This window comes from Afifella sp. IM 167, from assembly GCF_020144925.1.
Taxonomy (GTDB): Bacteria; Pseudomonadota; Alphaproteobacteria; order Rhizobiales; family Afifellaceae; genus Afifella.
In genome coordinates, this window is sequence record NZ_NSLC01000008.1 from 25743 (window position 1) to 50484 (window position 24742).

Annotated in this window: 21 protein-coding genes and 1 tRNA gene; 10 read left to right on the plus strand and 12 right to left on the minus strand. The window is 66.9% G+C overall.

What is annotated here, in order from left to right; all coding sequences use genetic code 11:
• Nucleotides 1-46: 46 nt before the first annotated feature.
• Nucleotides 47-2284 carry an aspartate--tRNA ligase gene (gene aspS / locus CLD20_RS14895; RefSeq protein ID WP_370636910.1) on the minus strand — a complete coding sequence of 746 codons (2238 nt, stop codon included), beginning with the start codon at nt 2282-2284 and terminating at the stop codon, nt 47-49.
• A 74-nt stretch (nt 2285-2358) separates the two neighbouring features.
• Here aspS and rnd point away from each other — a divergent pair, with 74 nt between their 5' ends.
• The 3 genes from rnd (at nt 2359) to CLD20_RS14910 (ending at nt 5710) form a co-directional block, all read left to right on the plus strand.
• The gene (gene rnd, locus CLD20_RS14900) at nt 2359-3549 is read left to right on the plus strand and encodes a ribonuclease D (protein WP_224407452.1); all 1191 of its coding nucleotides are present in this window, start codon (nt 2359-2361) and stop codon (nt 3547-3549) included.
• A 269-nt stretch (nt 3550-3818) separates the two neighbouring features.
• A complete protein-coding gene (locus CLD20_RS14905) occupies nt 3819-4565 on the plus strand; it encodes a hypothetical protein (RefSeq protein WP_224407453.1) in 747 nt (248 codons plus the stop codon).
• A 26-nt stretch (nt 4566-4591) separates the two neighbouring features.
• Nucleotides 4592-5710 (plus strand): radical SAM protein, encoded by a 1119-nt coding sequence (locus tag CLD20_RS14910; RefSeq protein WP_224407454.1) that lies wholly within the window; start codon nt 4592-4594, stop codon nt 5708-5710.
• A 21-nt stretch (nt 5711-5731) separates the two neighbouring features.
• On the opposite strand, the gene CLD20_RS14915 is transcribed toward CLD20_RS14910, so the two are convergent.
• From CLD20_RS14915 to CLD20_RS14935, 5 genes are all read right to left on the minus strand, one after another.
• Nucleotides 5732-7261 (minus strand): Ppx/GppA phosphatase family protein, encoded by a 1530-nt coding sequence (locus CLD20_RS14915; protein ID WP_224407455.1) that lies wholly within the window; start codon nt 7259-7261, stop codon nt 5732-5734.
• Nucleotides 7239-9437: an RNA degradosome polyphosphate kinase gene (locus CLD20_RS14920; protein WP_224407456.1), complete on the minus strand. Its 2199-nt coding sequence runs from the start codon at nt 9435-9437 to the stop codon at nt 7239-7241. Before CLD20_RS14920 ends, CLD20_RS14915 begins: the two co-directional genes overlap by 23 nt.
• 94 nt (nt 9438-9531) lie before the next feature.
• Nucleotides 9532-10197, minus strand: a complete 666-nt coding sequence (locus CLD20_RS14925) for an AAA family ATPase (RefSeq protein WP_224407457.1) — start codon at nt 10195-10197, stop codon at nt 9532-9534.
• A 1-nt stretch (nt 10198) separates the two neighbouring features.
• Nucleotides 10199-11293: an AI-2E family transporter gene (locus CLD20_RS14930; RefSeq protein ID WP_224407458.1), complete on the minus strand. Its 1095-nt coding sequence runs from the start codon at nt 11291-11293 to the stop codon at nt 10199-10201.
• A gap of 25 nt (nt 11294-11318) precedes the next feature.
• On the minus strand, nt 11319-11852 hold the full coding sequence (locus CLD20_RS14935) for a CDP-alcohol phosphatidyltransferase family protein (RefSeq protein ID WP_224407459.1): 534 nt from the start codon (nt 11850-11852) through the stop codon (nt 11319-11321).
• An 89-nt stretch (nt 11853-11941) separates the two neighbouring features.
• On the opposite strand from CLD20_RS14935, the gene purM reads away from it, so the two are divergent.
• Both purM and purN read left to right on the plus strand, forming a co-directional pair.
• Nucleotides 11942-13015, plus strand: coding sequence for a phosphoribosylformylglycinamidine cyclo-ligase (purM, locus tag CLD20_RS14940; RefSeq protein ID WP_224407640.1), 1074 nt, complete (start codon nt 11942-11944; stop codon nt 13013-13015).
• Between the two features lie 35 nt (nt 13016-13050).
• Entirely contained in the window at nt 13051-13668 is a 618-nt protein-coding gene (gene purN / locus CLD20_RS14945) for a phosphoribosylglycinamide formyltransferase (RefSeq protein ID WP_370636914.1), read from the plus strand.
• A gap of 58 nt (nt 13669-13726) precedes the next feature.
• Here purN and CLD20_RS14950 read toward each other — a convergent pair whose 3' ends face one another.
• Nucleotides 13727-15835: a molybdopterin oxidoreductase family protein gene (locus CLD20_RS14950; RefSeq protein ID WP_224407461.1), complete on the minus strand. Its 2109-nt coding sequence runs from the start codon at nt 15833-15835 to the stop codon at nt 13727-13729.
• Nucleotides 15836-15903: 68 nt separating this feature from the next.
• Complete coding sequence (locus tag CLD20_RS14955) at nt 15904-16950, minus strand: COX15/CtaA family protein (RefSeq protein ID WP_370636915.1); 1047 nt, start codon at nt 16948-16950, stop codon at nt 15904-15906.
• Nucleotides 16951-17139: 189 nt separating this feature from the next.
• On the opposite strand from CLD20_RS14955, the gene CLD20_RS14960 reads away from it, so the two are divergent.
• Nucleotides 17140-17349, plus strand: coding sequence for a DUF2842 domain-containing protein (locus CLD20_RS14960; RefSeq protein ID WP_224407463.1), 210 nt, complete (start codon nt 17140-17142; stop codon nt 17347-17349).
• A gap of 37 nt (nt 17350-17386) precedes the next feature.
• On the opposite strand, the gene CLD20_RS14965 is transcribed toward CLD20_RS14960, so the two are convergent.
• Nucleotides 17387-19468: an exopolysaccharide transport family protein gene (locus CLD20_RS14965; RefSeq protein WP_224407464.1), complete on the minus strand. Its 2082-nt coding sequence runs from the start codon at nt 19466-19468 to the stop codon at nt 17387-17389.
• A gap of 157 nt (nt 19469-19625) precedes the next feature.
• Between CLD20_RS14965 and CLD20_RS14970 the strand changes: the two genes are divergently transcribed.
• Nucleotides 19626-20183 (plus strand): polysaccharide biosynthesis/export family protein, encoded by a 558-nt coding sequence (locus CLD20_RS14970; RefSeq protein ID WP_224407465.1) that lies wholly within the window; start codon nt 19626-19628, stop codon nt 20181-20183.
• Nucleotides 20184-20199: 16 nt separating this feature from the next.
• Here CLD20_RS14970 and CLD20_RS14975 read toward each other — a convergent pair whose 3' ends face one another.
• The 3 genes from CLD20_RS14975 to CLD20_RS14985 form a co-directional block, all read right to left on the minus strand.
• Nucleotides 20200-20721, minus strand: a complete 522-nt coding sequence (locus CLD20_RS14975; protein WP_224407466.1) for a DUF192 domain-containing protein — start codon at nt 20719-20721, stop codon at nt 20200-20202.
• A gap of 54 nt (nt 20722-20775) precedes the next feature.
• On the minus strand, nt 20776-21360 hold the full coding sequence (locus tag CLD20_RS14980; protein ID WP_224407467.1) for a cold-shock protein: 585 nt from the start codon (nt 21358-21360) through the stop codon (nt 20776-20778).
• Nucleotides 21361-21495: 135 nt separating this feature from the next.
• On the minus strand, nt 21496-22278 hold the full coding sequence (locus tag CLD20_RS14985) for a Sir2 family NAD-dependent protein deacetylase (protein ID WP_224407468.1): 783 nt from the start codon (nt 22276-22278) through the stop codon (nt 21496-21498).
• A 50-nt stretch (nt 22279-22328) separates the two neighbouring features.
• Here CLD20_RS14985 and gloA point away from each other — a divergent pair, with 50 nt between their 5' ends.
• The 3 genes from gloA to CLD20_RS15000 all read left to right on the plus strand — a co-directional run bounded on the left by gloA (nt 22329) and on the right by CLD20_RS15000 (nt 24709).
• Nucleotides 22329-22769 (plus strand): lactoylglutathione lyase, encoded by a 441-nt coding sequence (gene gloA, locus CLD20_RS14990; RefSeq protein ID WP_224407469.1) that lies wholly within the window; start codon nt 22329-22331, stop codon nt 22767-22769.
• Nucleotides 22770-22883: 114 nt separating this feature from the next.
• Nucleotides 22884-22959, plus strand: a tRNA-Glu gene (locus CLD20_RS14995).
• Nucleotides 22960-23203: 244 nt separating this feature from the next.
• Nucleotides 23204-24709, plus strand: a complete 1506-nt coding sequence (locus tag CLD20_RS15000; RefSeq protein ID WP_224407470.1) for an alkaline phosphatase — start codon at nt 23204-23206, stop codon at nt 24707-24709.
• Nucleotides 24710-24742 lie beyond the last annotated feature (33 nt).

Sequence of the window (24742 nt, forward strand, 5' to 3'; positions counted from 1 at the left end):
CGAGCGGCGCGAAGGTGCGGCCGGCATTGCGGCCGCACCCGAAAAGTCAGTCCTGCGGGGCGGTGACGCGGATGGAGAGCTCGCGCAGCTGCTTCGGCGTCACGGAAGAGGGTGCGCCCATGAGGAGGTCCTCCGCCTGCTGGTTCATCGGGAAGAGCGTCACTTCGCGCAGGTTCTTCGCCCCGACGATGAGCATGATCATGCGGTCGATGCCGGCCGCCATGCCGCCATGCGGGGGCGCGCCGTACTGGAGCGCCCGCAGCATGCCGCCGAACTTCTCCTCCAGCACCTCCTCCGGATAGCCGGCGATCGCGAAGGCCTTCTTCATGATCTCGGCCTTGTGGTTGCGGATGGCGCCGGAGGCGATCTCGTAGCCGTTGCACACGCAATCGTACTGATAGGCGGCGATGGTCAGCGGATCCTTCGTCTCCAGAGCTTCCAGCCCGCCCTGCGGCATGGAGAAGGGGTTGTGCGAGAAGTCGACGCGCTTTTCCTCCTCGTCCCATTCGTACATCGGGAAATCCACGATCCAGGCGAGCTCGAAGCGGTTCTCGTCGACGAGCTTCAGCTCGGCGCCGATCCTGTCGCGCGCCTTGCCGGCGAAATCGGCGAAGACCTTCGGATCGCCCGCGGCGAAGAAGACGGCATCGCCCTCCTTCAGGCCGAGCTGCTGGCGGATACGTTCGGTCCTCTCATGACCGATATTTTTCGCGACTGGCCCCGACGCCTCTTGCGAACCGAAGTACGCCGCCCTCAAGAAATTGGCTTCTCCTTCGTTGCCGTCTTCGATGAGTCGGTCGATCCTCGTCAAAATCTCTCGCGCCTCATCATCTGAAACGTTCCTAAGGGTTTCTGCGCGCTCTAGCTCAATCTTCTCGAAGGCGATCTGAGCACGAACACGCTCTTCCTGATTTTGCGACGTAAGGATCGCGAGGGCGGGTGCAAATCTTTGAAAATAGAGATTCACGGCATTCGCGATAGGATTCTCCGGAGCTTTCTCGCGCCAAAAGATATAGGCAAGGCCCGGCTGGCCGACGCTCTGCGCCCAGGAGTTCATCCGGTCGCAGAAGGCCCTGGAGCCGCCGCCCGGCGCCGGGATCGCCCAGACCTCGGTCTTCGGGTCGCGCTCGATCATGCCGGCGAAGACCTTGAAGCCGGAACCGGCGAAATGGGGCGTCACCGCGCTCATCTCGATCGGGTTTCTGAGGTCGGGCTTGTCGGTGCCGTATTTGCGGATCGCCTCGGCATAGGGAATGCGGGGAAATTCCTGCGTCACGGGGCGCCCGCCCGCGAAAGCCTCGAAGGCGCCGCGCATGACGGGCTCCATCGCGGCGAAGACGTCGTCCTGCGTGACGAAGCTCATCTCGATGTCGAGCTGATAGAACTCGCCGGGCAGCCGGTCGGCGCGCGGATCCTCGTCGCGGAAGCAGGGCGCGATCTGGAAATAGCGGTCGAAGCCCGCCACCATGATGAGCTGCTTGAACTGCTGCGGCGCCTGCGGCAGGGCGTAGAACTTGCCCGGATGAATGCGCGAGGGCACCAGGAAGTCGCGCGCGCCTTCCGGCGAGGAGGCCGTCAGGATCGGCGTCTGGAACTCCGAAAAGCCCTCGCCGCGCATCAATTCGCGCAGCCTCTGGATGACGGCGGCGCGGGTCATGATGTTCTTGTGCAGCGTCTCGCGGCGCAGGTCGAGGAAGCGGTAGCGAAGCCGCGTATCCTCCGGATATTCCGGCTCGCCGAAGACCGGCACCGGCAGCTCCGGCGCTTCCGACAGGACCTCGATCTCCTCGGCGAAGACCTCGATCTCACCCGTCGGCAGGTTCTTGTTGACGGTCTCAGGCGTGCGCGCCTTCACCTTGCCGTCGATGCGGATGCACCATTCGGAGCGCACTTTCTCGGCCGTGGCGAAGGCCGGCGAATCCGGATCGGCGACGATCTGGGTGAGGCCGTAATGGTCTCTGAGGTCGATGAACAGCAGCCCGCCGTGATCGCGCAGGCGGTGCACCCAGCCGGAAAGGCGGACGGTTTCACCGACATCGCTCGCGCGCAGCGCGCCGCAATGATGGGACCGGTAGCGATGCATGGATATCGCTTCTTTCATGTCATGAGGGCAGGAAATTCGGGCCGGAGAAGCACAGAACCGCCGCTTTCTGTCAAGGCCGCGGCAGGCGGCCGGGCCGCCGCAAACCTCGCCGGGCCGCCCGCGCATGGGCACACCGTTCGGCAAGCGCCTCCGATCGCATATAGATGGAGGGTGAGCACGAAACTGATTCTGCCGACCCATTTCAGCCGCCGCGACGGCATCGCCCAGCCGCAGGACGCGACAGACGCGGCGCCATCGTCTATAGAGCCCCGCAAATGAGCAACAAGAACGATTTTGAGGTCATTTCCGACAGCGCCAGGCTCAAGGAAATCTGCCACCGCTTCAAAGGCCATCCGTTCGTCTCGGTCGATACGGAGTTCATCCGCGAGACGACTTTCTGGGCGAAGCTCTGCCTCATCCAGATGGCCAATCCGGAATTCGCCGTCGTCGTCGATCCTCTCGCCGATGGCCTCGACCTCGCGCCATTCTTCGAACTGATGCGCGACGAGAGCATCACCAAGGTCTTCCACGCCGCCCGCCAGGACGTGGAGATCTTCGTCAAGCTCGACGACGTGGTGCCCAAGCCGCTTTTCGACACGCAGGTCGCGGCGATGGTCTGCGGCTATGGCGACCAGATCAGCTACGACCAGCTCGTCAACCGCATCACCGGCGAGCGCATCGACAAATCCTCGCGCTTCACCGACTGGCAGCGCCGCCCGCTCTCCGACAAGCAGCTCCACTACGCCGTCTCCGACGTGACGCATCTGTGCGAGGTCTATCTCTCGCTGAAGGCGAATCTGGAGGAGCAGGGCCGCAGCGACTGGATGGCCGAGGAGCTTGCCGTCCTCAACGACATCGAGACCTATCGCACCCATCCCGAGAATGCCTGGAAGCGGCTGAAGATGCGCGTCAGGAAGCCGCGCCAGCTTGCCGTCATGCAGAAGGTCGCCGCCTGGCGCGAGCAGGAGGCGCAGAACCGCGACATGCCGCGCCAGCGCATCCTGAAGGACGAGGCCGTCTACGAGATCGCCCTGCAGCAGCCCGCCAATGCCGAGCAGATGGGGCGCCTGCGCGCCCTGCCCCGCGGCTTCGAGCGCAGCCAGGCCGCCCAGGCCCTGATCGCCGCCGTCGAGGACGCCATGGCGATGCCGGAGAACGAGCTTCCGCATCTGCCGAAATCCCGCCCCGCGCCGGAACATGCCAGCGCCGCCGCCGAGCTCCTGAAAGTGCTCCTCAAGATGGTCGCCGAGGACAACGGCGTCGCCTCCCGCCTCATCGCCACGGTCGACGAGCTGGAGCGCATCGCCGCCGATGACGAGGCCGACGTGCCGGCCATGCGGGGCTGGCGATACCAGCTCTTCGGCAAGAAGGCGCTGGAGCTGAAACGCGGCGAGACCGCCCTCCTCCTCGGCCGCGGCCGGGTGAAGACCGTTCCCGTGGAAGGTCTGGCAGTCGCCGCCGAATAACGGGGCGGCCTCGGCCGTCCGCCCGCCGGCCGGCGGCTCCCGGCTACGTCCTGCCGCGCGCCTCCATCGGCCGGCAGCCTTATCCGCCCTCTCCCGGGGAGGTGACGCGCGCTCCGGCGAAGCGCTGCACGGCGGAGTGAAATTCCTTATCAAGCTTCGTTTTTGCAAGCGTACGGAGGCACTTATGTGCCTTATCCGGATTGCGCGTTGCATTTTACAGAAATTGTGAAAACATTAATCTGCACGCAAACGTCGAAAAAGATGTGCACATGCTCGGAAGTACTACGCATGGTGTGCAGGACAAGACTTCCTTTCGCGAACCGGCGGAACATGCCTTCGCGTTGGCCGAGATACGTCTTGGATTTCTCGATCTGCCAGAACTCGATCTCGTCAAGCAGGTCGTCCGAAGATATGGCGGGCAGGATCACAGCCGATGGGTCTTTCGCGGCAGGCTGAACGGCGAAGACGTCTACATCAAAGTCTGGAACCGAAGCTATGTCCGGCGCGACAACCTGCGTGACGGCCTGCGCTGCGGCTTCTACGATCAGGCGACGGCACCGGCCCTGCGCGCCCTCGTCACCTCGAACGGCCTCTGCCGCGGCTATGTCACGGCGCGCTGCGAGCCTCGCAGGACGCTGCCGCAGGAATTCTGGGAGCTGATCTGCGCGCGCACGGCGGCGACCGGTCATTTCGCGGTGCAGTTCAGCCCCGGCCACGCCATGCATTTCCGCGGCCGCCGGAGCCTCATCGACCTGGAAGGCATCTACCCGCTGGCACGCCTCGACCTCGTCGCCGGCCACCACAGCGCCTTCGCCTATCGCCCCTACGCCCGCTACGTGACGGAGCTTGCCCATGCCGCGCATTCCGGCATGGGCCGGGCGCCGGCCCTTCCCCCGGTCGAGCCGGCGAGCGCCTGGTCCGAGGCGCCCGTGCAGCGCCTGACGCGCGCCATGGCGCGCCGGCTGGCACCCGCCGCTCCGGCAGAGGAGCCGCGACTGGACCTGATAGAGCCATGAGGCTGGCGAGCGAGGAGAGGTGACAGATGCCGCTGCATGCCGTGCTGAGGGACACGCTGCGCCCCGTCTATGCGCGTAACCACACGCTCAAGACAGCCCTCAAACGCGCTGATTCCGCCGTCGACCTCGTCCGCCACTCGGTCGGCCAGGCCTTCCCCCAGACGATCCGGCCGGACCCGCGCTTCCTCTATCTGACGCTCACCGCCGACTGCAATCTGCGCTGCAAGGGCTGCCATTACGGCCGCGACTTCATGCCGGGCCACGAGCTGGAGCTGGAACTCGTCAAGGGGGCGATCGACGACGCCGCCGAGGCCGGGTTCGAGCGCGTGCGGCTCTACGGCGGCGAGCCGCTCATTCACCGGGACCTGCCCGAAATGGTCTCCTACATCGCCGAGCGCGGCATGGAGATGTGGCTGACGACCAACGGCATCCTGCTCAAGGGCAAGCTCGACCGGCTCTACGAGGCCGGCCTGCGCTACATCTCGCTCGGCTTCTACGGCACCGGCGAGGGCTACAACGCCTACGTCCAGCGTCCCGACCGCTTCCAGAAGGTCGAGGCGAGCGTCGCCTACGCGAGAGAGCGCTACGGCGATTCCATCGGCATGCATCTGGACTGGCTCCTGATGCGCCCGACCTCCACGCTCGCCGCCTTCGACGAGACCTGGGCCTTCGCCGAACGCTACGGGACGCCGATCTACATCAATCTCATCCACTACTCCCTGCCCTACTTCGTCCATGAGAGCGCCGAGCTGCAGTTTCGCGAGGAGGACCGGCCCGCGCTGGAAAGGCTGGTGGAGCACATTCTCGAACGCCGGCAGGAGCGCCCCGATCTCATCGCCAATTCGGAAATCGGGCTGCGTTCGATCCCGGACTGGCTGATCAAGGGGCCGCAGATGCGGGTGCCCTGCTCGGAGTACCGGCTCATCTGGGTCGGGCCCGACGGCACGGTGCAGATGTGCTACGTCACCTTCAAGCTCGGCAACCTGCACGAAAAGCGGCTTTCGCAGATGCTGTTCACACAGGAGCACCGCGACGCCGCGCGCGACGCCTTCGCCCTCAACTGCCCGAACTGCCATTGCAGCTACGACAAGCGGGTGCAGGCGCACGGCCCCTCGCGCCGTCTCTATGCGGGAAGAAGCGGCTGAGGGGCGGCCGCTCCGGCTTTTCTATTCTTCGACGACGATGCGGCTTTCGAGCCCCGCCAGCGCGGCGAGCTGCTTCAGCCGCGTCTCCAGCCGCCCGCCCGCAAGGTCGCCGAGATCCGGCGGCAGGACGAGCTGCAATTCGGAATCCGCGCGCCGGAGCGAGGTGCGCGGCATGACGCCCGGCATGGAGGCGGAGACGAGATAGGCGACGCGGAAGATCGCCGCGAGCGCCCTCGCCCGCTCGCGGTAGCGCGTCGGCACGATCTCCCTCAACCCCGGCCCCAGTTCGTCGTCGGAAAGTCCGGAATGCCGGTAGAAGACGGAAAGGCCGATATAGGCGCGGCCCGGATGGTCGACGCCGACGAAGGCGGCATGGGCGATGATGTTGAGGCTCTGCTCGCCGCGATAATCCGGATGGGCGCGCCAGCCGATATCGGCGAGAAGGCAGGAGGCGGTGCGCAGGCGCGCCTCCTCGGCCGTCTCCTCGATGTCGAGAGCGGCCATCGCCGCCCCCGTCCAGGGGATCAGCTCTTCCGAATGCAGCGGCGAGCGGGCGCGCAGCAGCGCCAGTTCGCGGGCGGCGGCGATGAGCGGATCCTTGGCCTGTTCCTCCTCCGGCAGCTGCGAATAGAGAAACCCTTCCCTGAGGCCGAGAGCGGAGATGACGAGGTTCTTCGGCTTGCCGACGCGCAGGAGCTCCGACAGGACGAGCGCGCCATAGGGGAGCAGCGGCGTGCGCTGCTTGGACACGACCTCGATGGAATCGACCGAGGCGATCGGCCCGCGATAGAGGCTCTTCAGGAAGTCGCGGCTGCGCTCCGCCTCCAGCGTGTAGCCATGCATGACATGCAGCGGATAGCCGGTCTGGCGCATATGCAGCCTGGCAATGGAGCGCCATGTGCCGCCGATGGCGTAGAAGGTGCGGCCTTCCAGCTTCGGCAGGATACCGGATTTTTCCAGGAGCTCGCGGGCAATCTTGCGCGCCACCTTGATGTCGCCGCCGCTATCGTCGCGCAGGCGCAGCCCGCCGAGCGGAAAGGTCTCGCCCTTTCCGACCTTCTTTCCCTTCACATCGGTCAGCTCCAGGCTGCCGCCGCCGAGGTCGCCTGCCACCCCGTCCGCCTCGGCAAAACCGTCGACGACACCGAGGGCGGCGTAATGCGCCTCGTCGGGACCGGTGAGCACGGTGACGTCGCAGCCGCAGATCTCACGCGCCCGTGCGATGAACTTGCCGCCGTTGGAAGCGTCGCGCGTCGCCGCCGTCGCCAGCACGAAAAGATCGGCGACGCCGATCTGCCGCGCCAGCGCGGCAAAGCGCCGGAGCGCGGCGAGAGCCTTGTCGACGGAAGCGTCGGAAAGCCGGCCGGAACTCGCCATCCCCTCGCCGAGGCCGGCGAGGACCTTCTCGTTGAAGAGCGGCGTCGGAGAGCGCGCGAGGCGCTCGTAGACGACGAGGCGGACGGAGTTGGAGCCGATATCGACGACGCCGACAGGGCCGTTTCCGTAGATCCGGCCCCTTGCCTCCGGCTCAGTTGTCGAGGCGGTCGGCAAAGGTGCGCGGCGAATCGGATTTGAGAGATCTTCCACGGCCTGAGAGGCTTGCATTGGTCATGAAATAGCGGTGGGCGTTGAACAGTTCCTCGCCTTCCTCCGGCACGATGCGCTTGGACGTGCCGTCGGAGAGGACCGCCCAGCTCTGCTGGTTGTCCTTCAGATTGGCAACCATGATCTGGTCGAGGATCTGCATATGCACCGTCGGATTGGTGATCGGCACCATGGTTTCCACGCGCCGGTCGAGGTTGCGCGGCATAAGGTCCGCCGAGCCGATATAGAGCAGCGCCTCGTCGGAAGGCAGGCCATGGCCGTTGCCGAAGCAGATGATGCGCGAATGCTCCAGGAAGCGCCCGACGATGGATTTGACGCGGATGTTCTCTGAAAGGCCGGCGATCTCCGGCCTCAGGCAGCAGATGCCGCGGATGACGAGCTCGATCTTCACCCCCGCCTGGCTTGCCCGGTAGAGCGCGTCGATGATCTGCGGATCGACCAGCGAGTTCATCTTCATCCAGATGCGGGCCGGCCTTCCGGCGCCGGCATGGGCGATCTCGGCCTCGATGTGCTCCAGGATGCGATTCCGGAGCGTATAGGGCGACACGGCGAGGCGCTTCACCTCCTGCGGCGGCGCATAGCCGGTGATGAAGTTGAAGACGCGCGCCACGTCGCGCGCGATCGCCGGATCGGCGGTGAAGTAGGACAGGTCGGTGTAAATCTTCGCCGTGATCGGGTGGTAGTTGCCCGTTCCGATATGGACGTAGGAGACAAGGCCGTTCGGCTCGCGCCGCACCACCTGGCTGAGCTTGGCGTGCGTCTTCAGCTCCACGAAGCCGTAGACGACCTGCGCCCCGGCGCGTTCCAGGTCGCGCGCCCAGCGGATATTGGCCTCCTCGTCGAAACGCGCCTTCAGTTCGACGAGCGCCGTCACCGACTTGCCGGCCTCCGCCGCCTCCGTCAGCGCCTTGATGATCGGGCTGTCGTTGGAGGTGCGGTAGAGCGTCTGCTTGATGGCCACCACATCCGGGTCGTTCGCCGCCTGGCGCAGGAACTGCACCACGACGTCGAAGGATTCGTAGGGGTGGTGGACGACGATGTCCTTCTGCTGGATGGCGGCGAAGCAATCGCCGCCATGCTCGCGGATACGCTCGGGAAAGCGCGGCGTATAGGGATCGAACTTGAGGTCCGGCCGGGCAATGCCGACGAGCTGCTCCAGGTCCTTGATGCCGAGAAGACCGGGGATGACGTAGACCTCGTCGCTGTCCACGGGCAGCGCCTGCTGCACGACGGTGCGCAGGTTCTCCGGCATCGATTCCTCGACCTCCAGGCGGATGACGACGCCGCGCCGGCGGCGCTTCAGGGCGCGCTCGAAGAGGCGGGCGAGATCCTCCGCCTCTTCCTCAATCTCGATGTCGGAATCGCGGATGACCCGGTAGACGCCCTTGCCGGTCACCTCGTAGCCGGGGAAGAGCCGGTCGATGAACAGGCCCACCGTGTCTTCCAGGCTGATGAAGCGCAGCGGCTCCTCGGAGGAGGCGCGCGGCAGCGGGATGAAGCGGGCGATCGTGTGCGGCATGCGCACGAGCGCGGTCATGCGGCGGCCATGCGCGCGCTCGGCGAGCGACAGCGCCAGGGTGAAGCCGAGATTGGGGATGAAGGGAAACGGATGCGCCGGGTCGATGGCGAGCGGCGTCAGCACCGGAAAGATCGTTTCCATGAAGTGCTCGGCGAGCCAGGTCCGGTCGTCCGTCGTGACCTCGGGGCCGGTGATGATGGAGATGCCTTCCTTGTCGAGCAGCTCCTGCAGGACGAGCCACTGGTGCTGCTGGGCGGCGACGAGCTCGTCCACCTTGCGATCGATCTCGGCGAGCTGTTCGGAAGGCGTCAGCCCGTCGGCGCTGATGGTGGCGATCTTCTCGCGCTCCTGCCCCTTGAGGCCGGCGACGCGCACCATGAAGAACTCGTCGAGATTGTTGGCCGAGATCGACAGAAAGCGCAGCCGCTCGAGCAGCGGGTGGTTCGGATTCTCCGATTCCTCCAGCACCCGCCGGTTGAACTCAAGCCAGGAAATCTCCCGGTTGATGAAACGCTTGGGGCTGGAAAAGAGGTCGCTTTGGGATGCCGGCGACCGCACTTCTTCGGACTCGGGAGCTTCGGGGGCGGTCTGCGTGTCTTCCATCGGCTTTTACGGGCTTCCTTTCGCGTCGAAGGGCAGGTGTGAGCCCAAAGCGTAACACTTCCATGACGGAGCCGGAAGGAGCGCCCCCTGGCGCCTAGTTGCCCGAACGGGCTGCGAGCACGCGCGCGGCGAGCGGGCGGGTGATCCGCCGACCTTCGGAGAGCGAGGCCTCGTCGATGGCCGCGACGAGCGCCTGCGCCTCCGAGAGCGAGCGCTCCATCCGGAGGAGGATGTAGTCGATGACCGGCCGCTCCACGTCGAGCTGGCGGTCTGCGAAGAGCTTGACCAGCACCTGGCGCAGGAGCTGGTCGTCCGGCTCGCCGAGGACGACGGGCACGGCAAGGCGCAGCCGCGAAGCGGCGTCGTTGAGGGAGAGCTTCCAGTCCGAGAGCGGGCTGCGCGAGGTCAGAAGGACGAAGAAGCCCTCCTCCCGCGCCCGGTTGATGAGGTGGAAGAGCTCGCGCTGCGGCACGGCCTCCGCTTCGACGTTCTCGACGAGAACGTTGGCCGGCGCCGGCTCGCGGCGGAAGAGCTCGCCCGCCTCGACCATCTCCGCTTCCGCTTCCTCCGCCCACAGACGGGCGAGATGCGTCTTGCCCGAACCCGGCGGGCCGGAAAGCAGCATCACCGGCCCGGACCATTGCGGCCAGGAGAGCACGATCCCGCTCGCCTGCCGGTTCGCCTCTCCGATCAGGTAGCTGTCGCGGTCGTAGGCAGGTGCGTGGGAGAGCGGAATGGGGATCTGACGACCCTTTCCCATATCAGCCCTCGTCTCCCGGAAGCATCGGCGGCGGCATCGGCGGCTCGCCCGAGCCCAGATAGATGCGGCTTTCGCGGTAGCGCTCCAGCCCGAAGCGCACCAGAACGCCGATCGCCGCCGTCACCGGCACGGCGACGAGCAGGCCGACGAAGCCGAACAGGCTGCCGAAGGCGAACATGGCGAACATCAGCCAGACTGGATGCACGCCCACCGAATGGCCGACGATGCGCGGCTGCAGGAAATTGCCTTCCACCACCTGGCCGGTCACGAAAATGCCCGCCACGACGAGAATCCACGGCCAATGCGGCCAGAACTGCACCAGCGCGACGCCGACGGCGACGACGAAGCCGACGGTCGAGCCGATATAGGGGATGAAGTTGATGATGCCGGCGGCGACGCCGATGAGCAGGCCGAAATTGAGGCCCACCATCGTCAGGCTGATGGCATAAAAGCCGCCGAGCAGCGTGCAGACGAGCCCCTGCCCGCGCAGGAAGCCGGAAAGCGCCTCATCGATCTGGCGGCCGAGGCTGCGGATCGTGTGGGCATGATCGCGCGGCAGATAGCCGTCGACCCGCTTCAGCATCTTGTCCCAGTCCAGCAGCAGATAGAAGGCGACGACCGGCGTGACGACGAAGAGGCTGACGAAGCTGATCACCGCCTGCCCGCCGGCCAGCAGCGAGGAGAGGATGCCCGCGGCCCAGCTCGCCGCGTTCTTGAGGAGCGGCTCCACGTTGAAATTGCCGCTGCTCGGCAGATAGTCGCCGAGCGGCGAGGCGAACACTTCTCCCATGAGCTCGCGCAGCCGCGTGACGAGGGCCGGCAGACGCTCGATGAAATCGCTCGCCTGGCCCACCAGCGGCGGGATGATGGCGACGAGGATCACGACGAAGGCCGCGAGCGCGAAGACGAGGATGGCCAAGGTCGCAAGCAGCCGGTTCATCCCCCGCCTCTCCAGCCAGTCGGCGACCGGATCGAGGAAATAGGCGAGTGCCATGCCGATGAGGAACGGCAGCAGGATGCCGGAAAACAGCCACAGGAACACGATCAGCGCGAGAAGCGCAGCGAGCCAGAAGATCGCCTGACGCTGGGCGGTCATCATCCCTCCTCGCCGCCTGGCGCGCTCAATCGCCCGCCATATGCCGCAGCCACTCGGCGAGATAGGCCCCGGCCGAGCCGACGGTCAAGCCGGCCGTGGTGATGATCATCGGCCAGATCGCGATCGAAAGGGCGTCAAAGCCCGCCCGGTCGGCCAGAACCAGGGCAAGAAGCACGATCTGCGAAGTGGTGTTGAACTTCGATACCCAGAGCGGCTTCATCTCGATCGGGTTGGTCAGCATCCAGGCGAGGATGACCCCGCCGATGATCAGGATGTCGCGCGAGACGACGGCGATGACCAGCCAGGGCGGCAACGCCTCCTTGAAGCCGAGCACGACGAAGAGCGAGACGAGGAGCGCCTTGTCGGCGATCGGATCCAGATAGGCGCCGAGATCGGAGGCCGCGCCGAAGCGCTTGGCGATGAAGCCGTCGACGCCGTCGGAGATGCCGGCGAGCACAAAGACGACCGTCGCGCCCAGCCAGTGTTCTCCGACGATGAGCCAGACGACCAGTGGAACCGAAACGAGCCGCGCGAGCGTGATGAAATTGGGAATAGTCACGAAAAGCTCGGGACAATGGGTGGGAAGCGGCCTCGTCAGGCCCCGGCCGCTTGCAAATTCAACCCGTCGCCCTTACCCGCTTTCGCATCATGGGGGAAGACATCAAGACTCTCAGCTATCGTCAGGCCGGCGTCGATATCGACGCCGGGGCCGCGCTTGTGGAGAAGATCAAGCCGCTCGCCGGGGCGACTTCAAGAAGCGGAGTGATGGGCGGGCTTGGCGGTTTCGGAGCCTTGTTCGACCTGAAGGAGGCCGGCTACCGGGACCCGGTCCTGGTCGCGGCGACGGACGGGGTCGGCACCAAGCTGAAGATCGCCATCGAGAGCGGCCACCATGCGACGGTCGGCATCGACCTTGTGGCAATGTGCGTCAACGACCTCATCGTGCAGGGCGCCGAGCCCCTCTTCTTCCTCGACTACTTCGCCTCCGGAAAGCTGCAGGTGGAGGAAGCCGCGTCCGTCGTCTCCGGCATCGCCGAGGGCTGCCTGCAGGCCGGCTGCGCGCTCGTCGGGGGTGAGACCGCCGAACTGCCGGGCCTCTATGCGGAAAAGGACTACGACCTTGCCGGCTTCGCCGTCGGCGCGGTCGAGCGCGGAATGATCCTGCCGAAGGGCGTGGCGGAAGGCGACGTCCTGATCGGGCTCGCATCGAGCGGCGTGCATTCCAACGGCTTCTCGCTGGTGCGCCGCGTCGCGGAGCGCACCGGCCTTTCCTGGGACGCGCCGGCACCTTTCGGGCCGGAGCGCAGCCTCGCCGAGGCGCTGCTGGAGCCGACGCGCATCTATGTGCGCGCGCTGCTTGCCGCCATGCGCGAGACCGGGGCGGTGAAGGCGCTCGCCCATATCACGGGCGGAGGATTGCCGGAAAACCTGCCGCGCATCCTGCCGGAGGACTGCGCCGCCCGTATCGACCTTGCGGCGATTCCCGCCCTGCCCGTCTTCGCCTGGCTCGCCGGCAACGGACCCGTCGCCGAGGAGGAGATGCTGCGCACCTTCAATTGCGGCGTCGGCATGGTGCTCGTGGCCGCCGAGGCCGACGCCGAGGCGCTGTCGGGCCATCTTGCCGCCGCGGGCGAGACGACCTTCCGCCTCGGGCGGATCGAAAAGCGCGGCGCCGCACCGATCCTCTTCGACGGCAACCTTCGCCTCGCCGGGACCTCGTGAAGACAGCAATCCTCATATCCGGGCGCGGCTCCAACATGCGCGCCCTCGTGGAGGCGGCGAAGGCGCCGGAATTTCCCGCCACGATCGCGCTCGTCATGGCGAACCGCGCCGATGCGGCGGGCCTCGCCTTCGCCGAGGCGGAAGGCATCGCCACGGCGGTCGTGCCGCGCCGCGACTACGACAACGACGAGGCTTTCGAGGCCGCGCTGACGGAGAAGCTGAAGGAGGCCGGCATCGAGCTGATCTGTCTCGCCGGCTTCATGCGCATTCTCTCCGCAAGCTTCGTGGACGCCTGGCGCAACCGGCTGATCAACATCCACCCCTCGCTTCTTCCCGCCTTCCGCGGCCTCAGAACGCATGAGCGGGCGCTCGCCGCAGGCGTGCGCGTCGCCGGCGCCACGGTCCATTATGTGCGGGCGGAGATGGACGACGGGCCGATCATCGTCCAGGGCGCCGTGCCGGTGCTTTCCGGCGACGATGCGGAAAGCCTGGCGGCGCGGGTGCTCGCCATGGAGCACCGCATCTACCCGCAGGCGCTGGCCTGGGTGGCCGGCCGCAAGGCGCGCGTGGTCAACGAAAAGGTCATCATGGAAGGCGTCGACGAGGACGAAACGCCCGACCTCGTCTCGCCGCCGGGGCCGGCCAAGGCCTGACTCAAGTTATCAATCGGAACGCGCAGCCTGCTGGAATCGCAGCGCAATTCGCGCCACGTCAGGCGAGCACGACGCGCGAAATCCGCACCGCATTGTCGTGGAAGGCCGCCCCACCATGCGGGGCGACGCTGTCGGCGCCCGTCAGCGCGTTGATCCCCCGCCCGCCGACATGGGCGCGGTTCGGCCAGATGCCCTCGGCGACGAGCGTGCCGCGGCCCACGACATCCGTCACCCGCACATGCAGCTTCGTGGCGCCGCGCCGGCTTTCAAGGCACGCCAGATCGCCGCTCGACAGGCTGAGCGCCGCCGCGTCTTCCGGATGCACCATCACCTCCGGCCTGCCCTCCTTCTGCTGGCCTGTCGGGGTCTCGGAGAAGGTGGAGTTGAGGAAGGAGCGCGCCGGCGCCGTGACGAGACGGAACGGATAGGTCTCGTCCGCCGCCTCGATCGCGGCCCAGTGGTCCGGAAATTCCGGTAGCTCCTGATGGGGCCCGATCGCCGCCGCATCCGGCGGCCGGTTCGGCCCGACGAAGTCGGACCAGGCCGGCGCGAAGCGGAATTTTCCGTCGGGCCATGCAAAGCCGTCCAGATAATGCGCCTCTTCGAAGGGCGGCTGGCAGTCGATCCAGCGCTCGCGCTCCAGCCGCTCAAGGTCGCCCCAGCCGGAGGCGGCGAGCAGATGGTCGATATGCTCGCGCTCGCTCATGGCAAAGCCCGGATGCTCCGCGCCGAGCCTTGCGGCGAGCCCGCAGATGACGGCGTGGTTGGTGAGGCACCCTTCGGGCGGCTCGACCAGCTTGCCGCCGAACAGAATGTGCTGGTGGCCGCCGCCCTTGTAGACGTCGTCATGCTCCAGGAACATCGTCGCCGGCAGGACGATGTCGGCCATTTCGGCCGTCTCCGTCATGAACTGCTCGTGGACGGCGAGGAAAAGATCCTCCCGGGCAAGCCCGCGCGCCACCTTCTCCTGTTCCGGCGCGACATTGGCCGGGTTGGTGTTCTGCACGAGCATCGCCGTCACCGGCGGGCCGCCCTTGAGGTCGAGCACCTCGCCGGTCAGCACCGCGCCGATGCGCGACTGGTCGAGGAAGCGGACCGAGGGATCGCGCTTGTCGAGCCCGGAAATCATCGACGTATCGAGATGATAGATGGCGCCGTTGTTGTGGAAGGCGCCGCCGCCCTCATGCCGCCAGGCGCCCGTGACGGTGGCGATCGAGGCCGCCGCATGCATGGCCACCGCGCCGTTGCGGCTGCGGGTGAAGCCGTAGCCGAGGCGCAGGAAGGTTTTCGGCGTCTCGCCGATCCAGCGCGCCAGCGTCTCGATCTCGTGGACCGAAAGGCCGGTGATCGCCGCTGCCCATTCCGGCGTCCTGTCGAGGAGGTGGCGAGCGAAATCCTGCGGCCGGTCGGCATAGCGCGAAAGATATTCCCAGTCGGCGTGACCGTCGCGGAAGAGGATGTGCATGACGGCGCAGGCGAGCGCGGCGTCTGTTCCCGGCCGCAAGCGTAGCGCAAGGTCCGCCTGGCGCATCGTGGCGTTGTCGTAGACGTCGACGACGACGATCCGCGCGCCCCGCTGCTTCCTCGCGGCGGTCGCGTGGGTCATGACGTTGATCTGCGTCGCCACCGCGTTGGTGCCCCAGATGACGACGAGATCGGACTTTGCGATCTCGCGCGGGTCCGGGCCGGCGAGCTTTCCGGTGCCGGCGACATAGCCGGTCCAGGCCATGTTGGTGCAGATCGTGTCGTACTGGCCGGAATAGCCCTTCACATGCCGAAGCCGGTTGATACCGTCGCGCTGCACGAGCCCCATCGTGCCGGCGTAGAAATAGGGCCAGACGGTCTCCGGCCCGTGGCGCGCCTCGGCACGGCGGAAGGCTTCGGCGATCTCGTCGAGCGCATCCTCGGCGGAGATCTCCTGAAAGGTCCCCTCGCCCTTGCCCCCTGTGCGCCGCAGCGCCTTCGTCAGCCGCTCCGGATGGGAAAGCCGCTCGGCGTAGCGCGCGACCTTGGCGCAGATCACGCCCGCCGTGTAGTCGTTCTCGGCGCTGCCGCGGACGCGACCGACGCCGCCTTCGGCGGTGAGCTCGACGTCGAGCGCACAGCATGAGGGGCAATCATGCGGGCAGGCGGAATGGCCGATCCGGATCGGCGACATCTCGTTCATGGGGGCCTCCGGCCAGCAACCTCGCCCGCGCCCTGCAACCGGTCAAGGGCGCCCGCGTGCGCTCGTCGTCAGGAAATGGAAGGCCTTGCGGCGTGGCGCACCATCAGCCCGAAGAGAAGAAGCGCCACGGCCTGGTGGGTAATCGCCACATGCAGCGGCACGACGAGAAGGATCGCCGTGATGCCGAGCCCGACCTGGAGAAGGACGAGGAAGAGGAGCGCCCCGATCTCGCGGGTGAGGCGCCCTCCCGCCGACGCCCACAGGGCATAGAGGAGCACCAGCACCGCGAGCACATATCCGCCGATGCGGTGGTCGAACTGCACGGTGGTGATGTTGTCGGTGAAATTGTGCCAGGCCGGCTGCATCGTCATCAGCCCGGCCGGCACGAAGCGCCCGTCCATCAGCGGCCAGGTATTGTAGGTCATGCCCGCATCGTGCCCGGCGACGAGGCCGCCCAGCGCGATCTGGAAAAGCGCGAGCAAGGCAAGGCATATGGCGAAGGTGCGACCCGCCCTGCCCCGCTTCTCGGGCTCGGCCCCGCCCCACCCTGCATGCGTGCCGATCAGGAAAGCGAAGAAGATCGAGGCGAGCGACAGGTGCAGCGCCAGCTTGACCGGCGCAACCGCGATCATGCCGGGCCTGAGGCCCGAGGCGACCATGATCCAGCCGACGAGGCCCTGCAGGCCGAGGAGAAGGCCGCCGGCGAGGAGCCAGAGCCACTGGCCCGCCGAAACGCGCCGCGTCACACCCGCCCAGACGAGCCCGACGATATAGACGAGACCGATGAAGCGGCCGAGCTGGCGGTGGCCCCATTCCCACCAGTAGATGCGCTTGAATTCGCCGAGCGACATGCCGCGGTTGAGCTCGCCATATTGCGGCGTCGCGCGGTAGCGCTCGAACTCGTCCTGCCAGGCGCTCTGCGAAAGCGGCGGAACGGCGCCGACGACCGGCTTCCATTCGGTGATGGAGAGCCCCGAATCCGTCAGCCGCGTCATGCCGCCGACGATCACCATGACGAAGACGAGGAAGGTGAGGACGAGGAGCCAGATCCTGACGCCGTCCGAGCCGAAAAGGCTCCGCCTCGCCCAGATGTCGCGCCCCCGCGCATCCTCCATCGGCTCGTCACCGAAGGGCAGGATGGTGTCGGCGGCCGGCCGCGGGCCGCGGGATTTAAGTTTTGGACGAAACATGGAGGTCAGTCCTGCCGCGCCACGGGCGTCGTGGCAAGCTTTCCCGCCGTTACGCGACAGCGGGCCGCGAGACAAGCCGTTGCATCCGCCCGCCGCTCCTTGTAGCTGCGGGGCATGCGCCAGCGCACCCGCAAGCTCCTCGGCACCCTCATCATCGTCGTCTGGGTGGTCTTCTACAGCCTGACGGCGATGACCATCGCGGCCGCCAAGCTGCCCGGCACCTCCGGGCTGACGCAGCTCGTCTTCTTCGCCGTGGCCGGGCTCGTCTGGGTGCTGCCGGCGATGGCCGTCATCTGGTGGATGGCGCAGCCAGACCGGCGCTGACGCCGATCCTCAACCTCATAGCCTCGCCCGCGCGCCCTCAGGCGGCCTCTTCGGCCCTTTGCGGCTCGGGCGCCTCTTCGTCGGAGCGCTGCAACACGAGCGCGGCGCGCGCGCCCGCATCGATGGCGCTGCGATGCAGCGTCCGGCGCGCCTGCGAATCCGCCTCCGGCGCGCAGACCAGCACCGCCAGGTCCGGCGTCACGAATTCGGCCGGCCAGTCGTCGTAGCGGTCGGCGACGACGACGACGCGGTCGTAGCTGTGGCGCAGCGCGCCGACGACGAGCGACAGGCGCTGCAGCGGCGGATCCTGCTCCATGGAGCCGAGCGGGATGAAGTGAACGCGGCTGTCGCCGTCGAGACGGATGGCGTCGCCGAAGGGCGTCTCGCCGGAAAGAAGGTCGCCGAGACCCGGCCCGCCGTCACGATCGAGCGCCGGGGACGGCTCGACGCCGATATCCATGAGGATGACGCGAAGCCCATCGTTGCGCGCAAGCAGCCGGCTTGCGGCCAGCGCCGCATCGCCGGCGAAGGCGCCGCCGTCGCCGGCAAAGAGCACCGTCTTCACCCCTTCGCTCGCCATCAGCGAGGCAAGGTCGGTCATGCCCGGAATTTCGCGCGCCGCGTCGAGGCTCGGCGTGCCACCGGCGGGCAGAGCCCCGAAGCGCAGCAGCGGCTCGGGCGGCACCTCGCCGGCGGGCGGCACCCGGCCGGCCTCCAGCGGGCGGTAGGCGCGGCCGGTGGAAAATTCGCGGATGACGATGAAGGCCATGGCGATGAACAGCGCGCCGAACATGGCCGCGACGGTCAACATGCCCTTGCGCGGCCAGGACGGGTTGCGCGGCGGGATCGCCCGCGAGATCACCCGGGAATCGGCCGGCAGATAGTTCGATTCGGTCCGCGCCGCCGCCTCGCGGTAGCGGCCGAGGAAGGTTTCCAGAAGATCGCGCTGGGCGGTCGCCTCGCGCTGCAGCGCCCGCAGCCGGATGCTCTTCTCGTTGGAGCTGGCGACGGCCGCCTTCTGCCCGTTGAGCCGCTGGCGGAGCGATTCGACCCGGGCGCCGGCGACCCGCGAGGCCGTCTCCAGCGACTGCAGGATACGCTGCACCTCCACGCGCACCTGCCGGTCGAGATCGGCGAGCTGGCTTTGCAGGGCCTGCAGCTTCGGATGCCCGGGCAGAAGGCTGGCGGAAAGGTCGGCGATCTCCGCCTTGAGCGCCACCTGGCGCTCGCGCAGGCGCTGGACGAGCTGCGAGTTCAGCACCTCCTCGGAGGAATCGAACGAGCCGCCCTCGCGCAGGAGCGTGCGGATGAGCTCGGCGCGCGACTGCGCCTCCGACTGCGCGGCTTCGGCGCGCCCCAGTTCGGCGTTGAGGTCGCTGAGCTGCTGCGTCTGCAGCGTCGTCTCGTCCTGGCCCTGCCCCTTCACGTCGAAGAGCTCGGAGCCGGAGCGATATTCCTCCACCGCCCTTTCCGCCTCGGCGACGCGGTCGCGCAGGCGGGCGATCTCTCCCTGCAGCCATTCGGTGGCGGCGGAGGTCGATTCCATCTTGGCCTCGCCCTGCAGGCTGACGAAGGCATCGGCGATCGCATTGGTGATCTTGGCGGCGAGCTCCGGATCCTTGGAGGTGAATTCCACCACGATCACGCGCGATTTCATCACCGGATAGACGGACAGCCGCTCGTAATAGGTCTCCAGCACGCGCTGGCGGATCGTTGCCTCCACCGGGCTGGAGCGCAGCCCCGTGGCCATCAGGATGGTGTCGATCAGCGAAGGATCGAGCGCCGGGTCGAATTCCGGATTCCGCGTCAGGTCGAACTTGTCGATGACGGTGTTGGCGATGCTGCGCGAGCGCACGACCTCCACCTGGCTGGAGATCGCCGATTCGTCGAGCTGCACGGCGATGTTCTCGCTCGGAGCATCGCGCGGACGCGTCAGCGGCGAATCGCCGGCATCGATCAAGACCCGCGCATCGCCCGTATAGAGCGGCGTGACGGTGGACAGGCCGATATAGGTGAGGATCCCCGCCCCCAGGGCGACAAGCACGAGCAGCCATGCCTTCCGCCAAAGGGCGGCGGCGATGGCCGAGACATCCATTTCCATGGGGCGCTCGTCTGGCATGGTCTGGCGACTCCTCACTTCCTTGCCAGAACCATGCGCGATTTATCGTTAGGAGGCGGTTAACAGACCCGGAACGGCACACATCTTTGAAAGTGCGGTTAGCAGGGAATTAACCATGCAAGGCCATAGTCCCGAAGTCAGTTTCGGGTGCCGCCAGATGAACTTCGTCCGTTTCCTCGCCATCGTCGTGCTCGTGTGCCTGCTCGCCTCGTGCCAGCAGCGCCCGCCGCTTGCGACCGGCTCGCCGACCATCGAGGGACCCTATCGGCTCGACACTGGCGATCAGCTCAGGATCGTCGTCTACGGCCAGAGCGAACTGACCAACATCTATGCCATCGATCAGGCGGGCTATGTCTCCCTGCCTCTCATCGGCGAGGTCGCGGCGCGCGGCGCTTCCACGGCCGAGCTGGAAGGCAGCATCGAGGCGGCGCTCGCCAGCCGCTTCGTGCGCGATCCGGACGTGACGGTGGAGGTCGCCTCCTACCGGCCCTTCTTCATCCTCGGCGAGGTGAACACGCCCGGCCAGTATCCCTACGTTCCGGGCATGACGGTGGAAAATGCGGTCGCGGTCGCCGGCGGGTTCACCCCGCGCGCCAACGAGCGCGTCATGCGGCTTTCCCGTCAGCTCGACGGCGTCCTCTACGAGGGACGGCTTGCGGTGACGGAGCCGATCCGGGCCGGCGACACCGTCTATGTCGGAGAGCGGCTCTTTTAGGTAGCAACCGGGGCGGCTACCTGCCCTCGATCGCCTTGCCCGAGACTTCCGCGCCGGGCCGGATTCCGAGCCGGTCGGCCGTGCCGCCGGGCACTTCCAGCACGTAGCGGGCCGGCTTGCCGGAGGCGATGGTGTCCTCCGAGAAGGGCGTCGTCTCCTTGGCGATCCGGCTCACCTTGTGGTCCGAGCCGATGAAGATCATGTCGAGCGGGATGTAGGTGTTCTTCATCCACATGGTGATCGACCGGTCGGTGCCGAAGTCGAAGAGCATGCCACGATCCGCGGCGAGCGAGCGGCGGTACATCAGCCCGCGCGAGCGCTCCTGCTGGTTGCGGGCGAGCTCCACATGGAAGGTGTGCATGCCCTTGGAGCCGGCGATCTTGAGCGGCTCCATCGGCCCTTCGGCGGCGACGGCCGCCGGGACCAGAAGCATGAAAGCGGCGATCACCAGGGCGGCGAGGCGCGCGGCGGGCGACGCGGGCGTGGTCGAGGTCGGGTGCATGGCGGGACGGCGGGTTGCGGCGGTGATATCGGCCAAGGCTTAGCGCAGGGCTCCTTTCCTGTCAGGCGGAAACGCAGCCTGCGGAAAAGATCAGTGCGTGACCGGGATATGAGCGCCCGAATGTGGCCTGATCTCGGCGGCCATCAGACCTTTGTCGCCCTCGCCATAGCGCACCAGCACCTGCTGGCCCGGCCGCAGCTCGGCCATGCCGTAGCGCCGGAGCGTCTCCATATGCACGAAGATGTCCGGGCAGCCCTCGCCCTCGCTGACGAAGCCGTAGCCGCGCAGCCGGTTGAACCATTTGACGGTGGCGGCGACCAGCGGGCTGGAAGGCGTAACGGTGTTGCGCTGGGAACTGGGCGGCAGGGTCGAGGGATGCGGCGCCTCGCTCTCGTCGATGGACAGGACCCGCAGCGCCTGCAGGCCCTTGTCGCGCATCAGCACCTCGCACACGATGCGAGCGCCCTCATACGCGGCCTGGAAGCCGTCGCGCCTGAGGCATGTCACATGCAGGAGAACATCCGGCAGGCCGTTATCGGGAACGATGAAGCCATATCCCTTGGCGACGTCGAACCACTTGATCCGCCCGACGATCTCCACGACCTCCGCCGCGCTGTCGGGCTGGCTGTCGCCGCCCGGCCCTTCACGGAAATCCGTCTCCGGTTTGAAGCCCATAAGAGCGACCCCATCCTGGCTCCGGCCCGCCGCTTGGTTGCGGTCTTTTGCCGGGAGCGGTCCGCCTGATTCGTGCTCAAGGATAACATCGGGCAAGTGGCCCGCCGCAAGCTCTTTGACTGAAATTCGCGTGTTTCAATGCAGCTCGCCGGCCAGTTGTGGAAAGACTCCGGCCAGTATCGCGCCGATCTCACCCTGCAACGCCAGATTGGCAAATCCGTCGAGATGAGTCGACTCCCGGTTGAGTATGGCGAGGCGGGCGCCCGCGCGCCGGGCGACGACGGGGATTCCGGCGGCCGGCTGCACCTGCAGCGAGGAGCCGAGCACGAGCATCAGGTCGCAGCTCTCGGCGAGATCGAGGGCGCGGCGCATCTCCGCCTCCGGCATCGCCTCGCCGAAGGAGACGATGGCGCTCTTGACGAAGCCGCCGCATTCCTCGCAGCGCGGCGCCCGTTTCTCCGCCTCGATCTGCGCCTCCATCGCATCGAGCTCGTAGCGCCTGCGGCAGGAGATGCAGTGCGCGTAGGTGGCGTTGCCATGCAGCTCCACGAGGCTTTCCGCAGCGAGCCCGCCGCGCACGTGCAGCCCGTCGATGTTCTGGGTGACGACGCCGGCCGAGCGCCCCTCGGCGACGAGATGGGCGAGCGCGACATGGGCGATGTTCGGCTGCGCCTCCCCGTAGACGCGGTTCATCTCGAAGCGCCGGCGCCAGTCCTCCAGCCGCGCCTCCTCACTCACCACGAATTTCTGGAAGGTGATCGGCTCCATGCGAGACCAGATCCCGCCCGGCGAGCGGAAATCGGGAATGCCCGATTCGGTCGAGATGCCGGCGCCGGTGAAGGCGACGATGCGCTGCGAATCGTCGAGAAGCCGGCGCAATTCGTCCGCGCCGCCGTTGCCGCTTTCAAACGCTGCCATAAGCTACCCCGCCTGGCTCCTGGACCAACATGGCTCCGAAGAGGAAAGACATGAAATATCTCCACACCATGGTTCGCATCAGCGACGTCGACCAGTCGCTGGACTTTTATTGCAACAAGCTCGGCCTGGAAGAGGTTCGCCGCATGGACGACGAAAAGGGCCGCTATACGCTGATCTTCCTCGCCGCCCCCGACGACAAGGGCCGCGCCGCCGAAGAGCGCGCTCCGCTCCTGGAGCTCACCTATAACTGGGATCCGGAAGAATATGAGGGCGGGCGCAATTTCGGCCACCTCGCCTTCGCCACGGACGACATCTACGAAACCTGCCAGCGCCTGATGGACAAGGGTGTGACGATCAATCGCCCGCCCCGCGACGGCCGCATGGCCTTCGTGCGCTCGCCCGACGGCATTTCGATCGAGCTCCTGCAGAAGGGCGATGCGCTGGAGAAGGCCGAGCCCTGGGCATCGATGCAGAATACCGGCAGCTGGTAGCACCGGTTGGTGGCCCCTCGCCCCGCCCCTTGCGGCGCGGCGAGACGCCACTCGTGAACAAAGCCCCGGCAGCGCTTGTTTGCCGCCGACGGCATGATTATAAGGCGCCGGCACGCGCCCTTCGTCTAGAGGTCCAGGACGCCGCCCTTTCACGGCGGAAACACGGGTTCGATTCCCGTAGGGCGTACCAATCTTCCCACCATCCTTCGTCACCGCGTGCCGCGCCAGCGCGCCGCGAGGCGCATGTCTCGGCCCGAATCTTCGCACGAAGAACCGGGCCGCCCGCACCGCTGCGCCAAAGCCGTCCAGGCGGCCGCCCAAGCGGCCTCTCGCGCGCGCCGAAAGCGTGACCGAGACCCCTTCGAACCTTCGCGCGACTGTCACACAGGGTGAATAGGTTCGCCTCCGCAAAATACCCCGCGAGGAGGCAACCCGTGCTTCGTAAGACCCTTTTGACAACCCTCGGACTGGCGCTCACTTCCGGTGTCGCCTGCGCCCAGGACAACATCGCACAATCCGGCAGCAGCTGGTTCACCGACGCCCAGGCCGAGTTGCAGGCGCGTATCGACCACCAGCCGAACACCAACCGCGCCAAGAACGTCATCCTGTTCATCGCCGACGGCATGGGCGTGGGCACCAACTACGCCATCCGCCTCTATGCCGGCCAGCAGGAGGGCCAGTACGGCTCCGAGCACGTGCTGCCCTACGAGGCCTATGGCGATTTCCCGAACGTCGCGTTGGTGAAGACCTACAACATCAACGCCCAGACGCCGGATTCGGCCCCGACCGCCGGCTCCATGAACACCGGCGTCAAGCAGGTCTTCAACACGATCAACCTGTCCGACAAGGCCATCCATGACGATTGCGCCTCAGAGGCCGGCAACAAGCTGACGCTCTTCTCCGAGCTGATGTCGGATGCCGGAAAGTCGGTCGGCGTCGTCAGCACCGCCCGCCTGACCCATGCGACCCCTGCTGCGGCCTTTGCCAAGACCGCCAACCGCAACTGGGAGGGCGAGGCGCCGGAGGGCTGCACCGATATCGCCGCCCAGCTCCTGGAGCAGATGAAGGCCGGCGTCGTCGACCTCGCCATGGGTGGCGGCCGCCGCTACTTCCTGCCGGCGGATGCGACCGACGACGAAGGCAAGAAGGGCCGGCGCAAGGATGCGCGCAACCTCATCGACGAGGCCAAGGAAGCCGGCATGCAGTATGCCTGGAACACCGAGACCGCCGGCGGCCTCAACCTCGACGGCGAGACCCCGGTCCTGGCCCTCTTCGAGGACAGCCACATGAAGTACGAGCACGACCGCACGGACGCCGACGAGCCGTCGCTCACCGACATGACGAAGATGGCGATCGACTACCTCTCCAAGAACGAGGACGGCTATTACCTGGAGATCGAATCGGGCCGTGTCGACCACGCCAACCACGACGGCAATGCCTTCCGCACCGTCACGGACGGCGTGGAATTCGCCAGGGCCGTCGCTGCCGCCGCGCAGATGACCAACGCCGAGGACACGCTCATCATCGTCACCGCCGACCACGAGCATTCGATCGCCCTCAACGGCTATTGCGGCCGCGGCTCGCCGATCCTCGGCCTCTGCTACGAAGTGGCGAAGGGCCAGGTCGAGCATGCCGCCGAGCCGGTGCTCGGCGACGACGGCAAGCCCTTCACGGTCATCGGCTTCCTCAACGGCCCGGGCGCCGTCCTGAAGAAGGCCGAGGGCGGCAACGATTATTCCGGCTCACGCCCCGAGCTCACCGAGGAAGAGGCGAGCGACCCGGAATACATCCAGCAGGCGCTGATCCCGATGTCCTCCGAGAGCCATTCCGGCGAGGACGTCGCGGTCTGGGCCCGCGGTCCCTGGGCGCACCTCTTCGACGGCGTCATCGAGCAGAACTACATCTTCCACGTGATGAACCACGCCGCGAACGCCGAATAGGCGCCGCCGAGAGGCCGCAGGCCTCTCCCGACT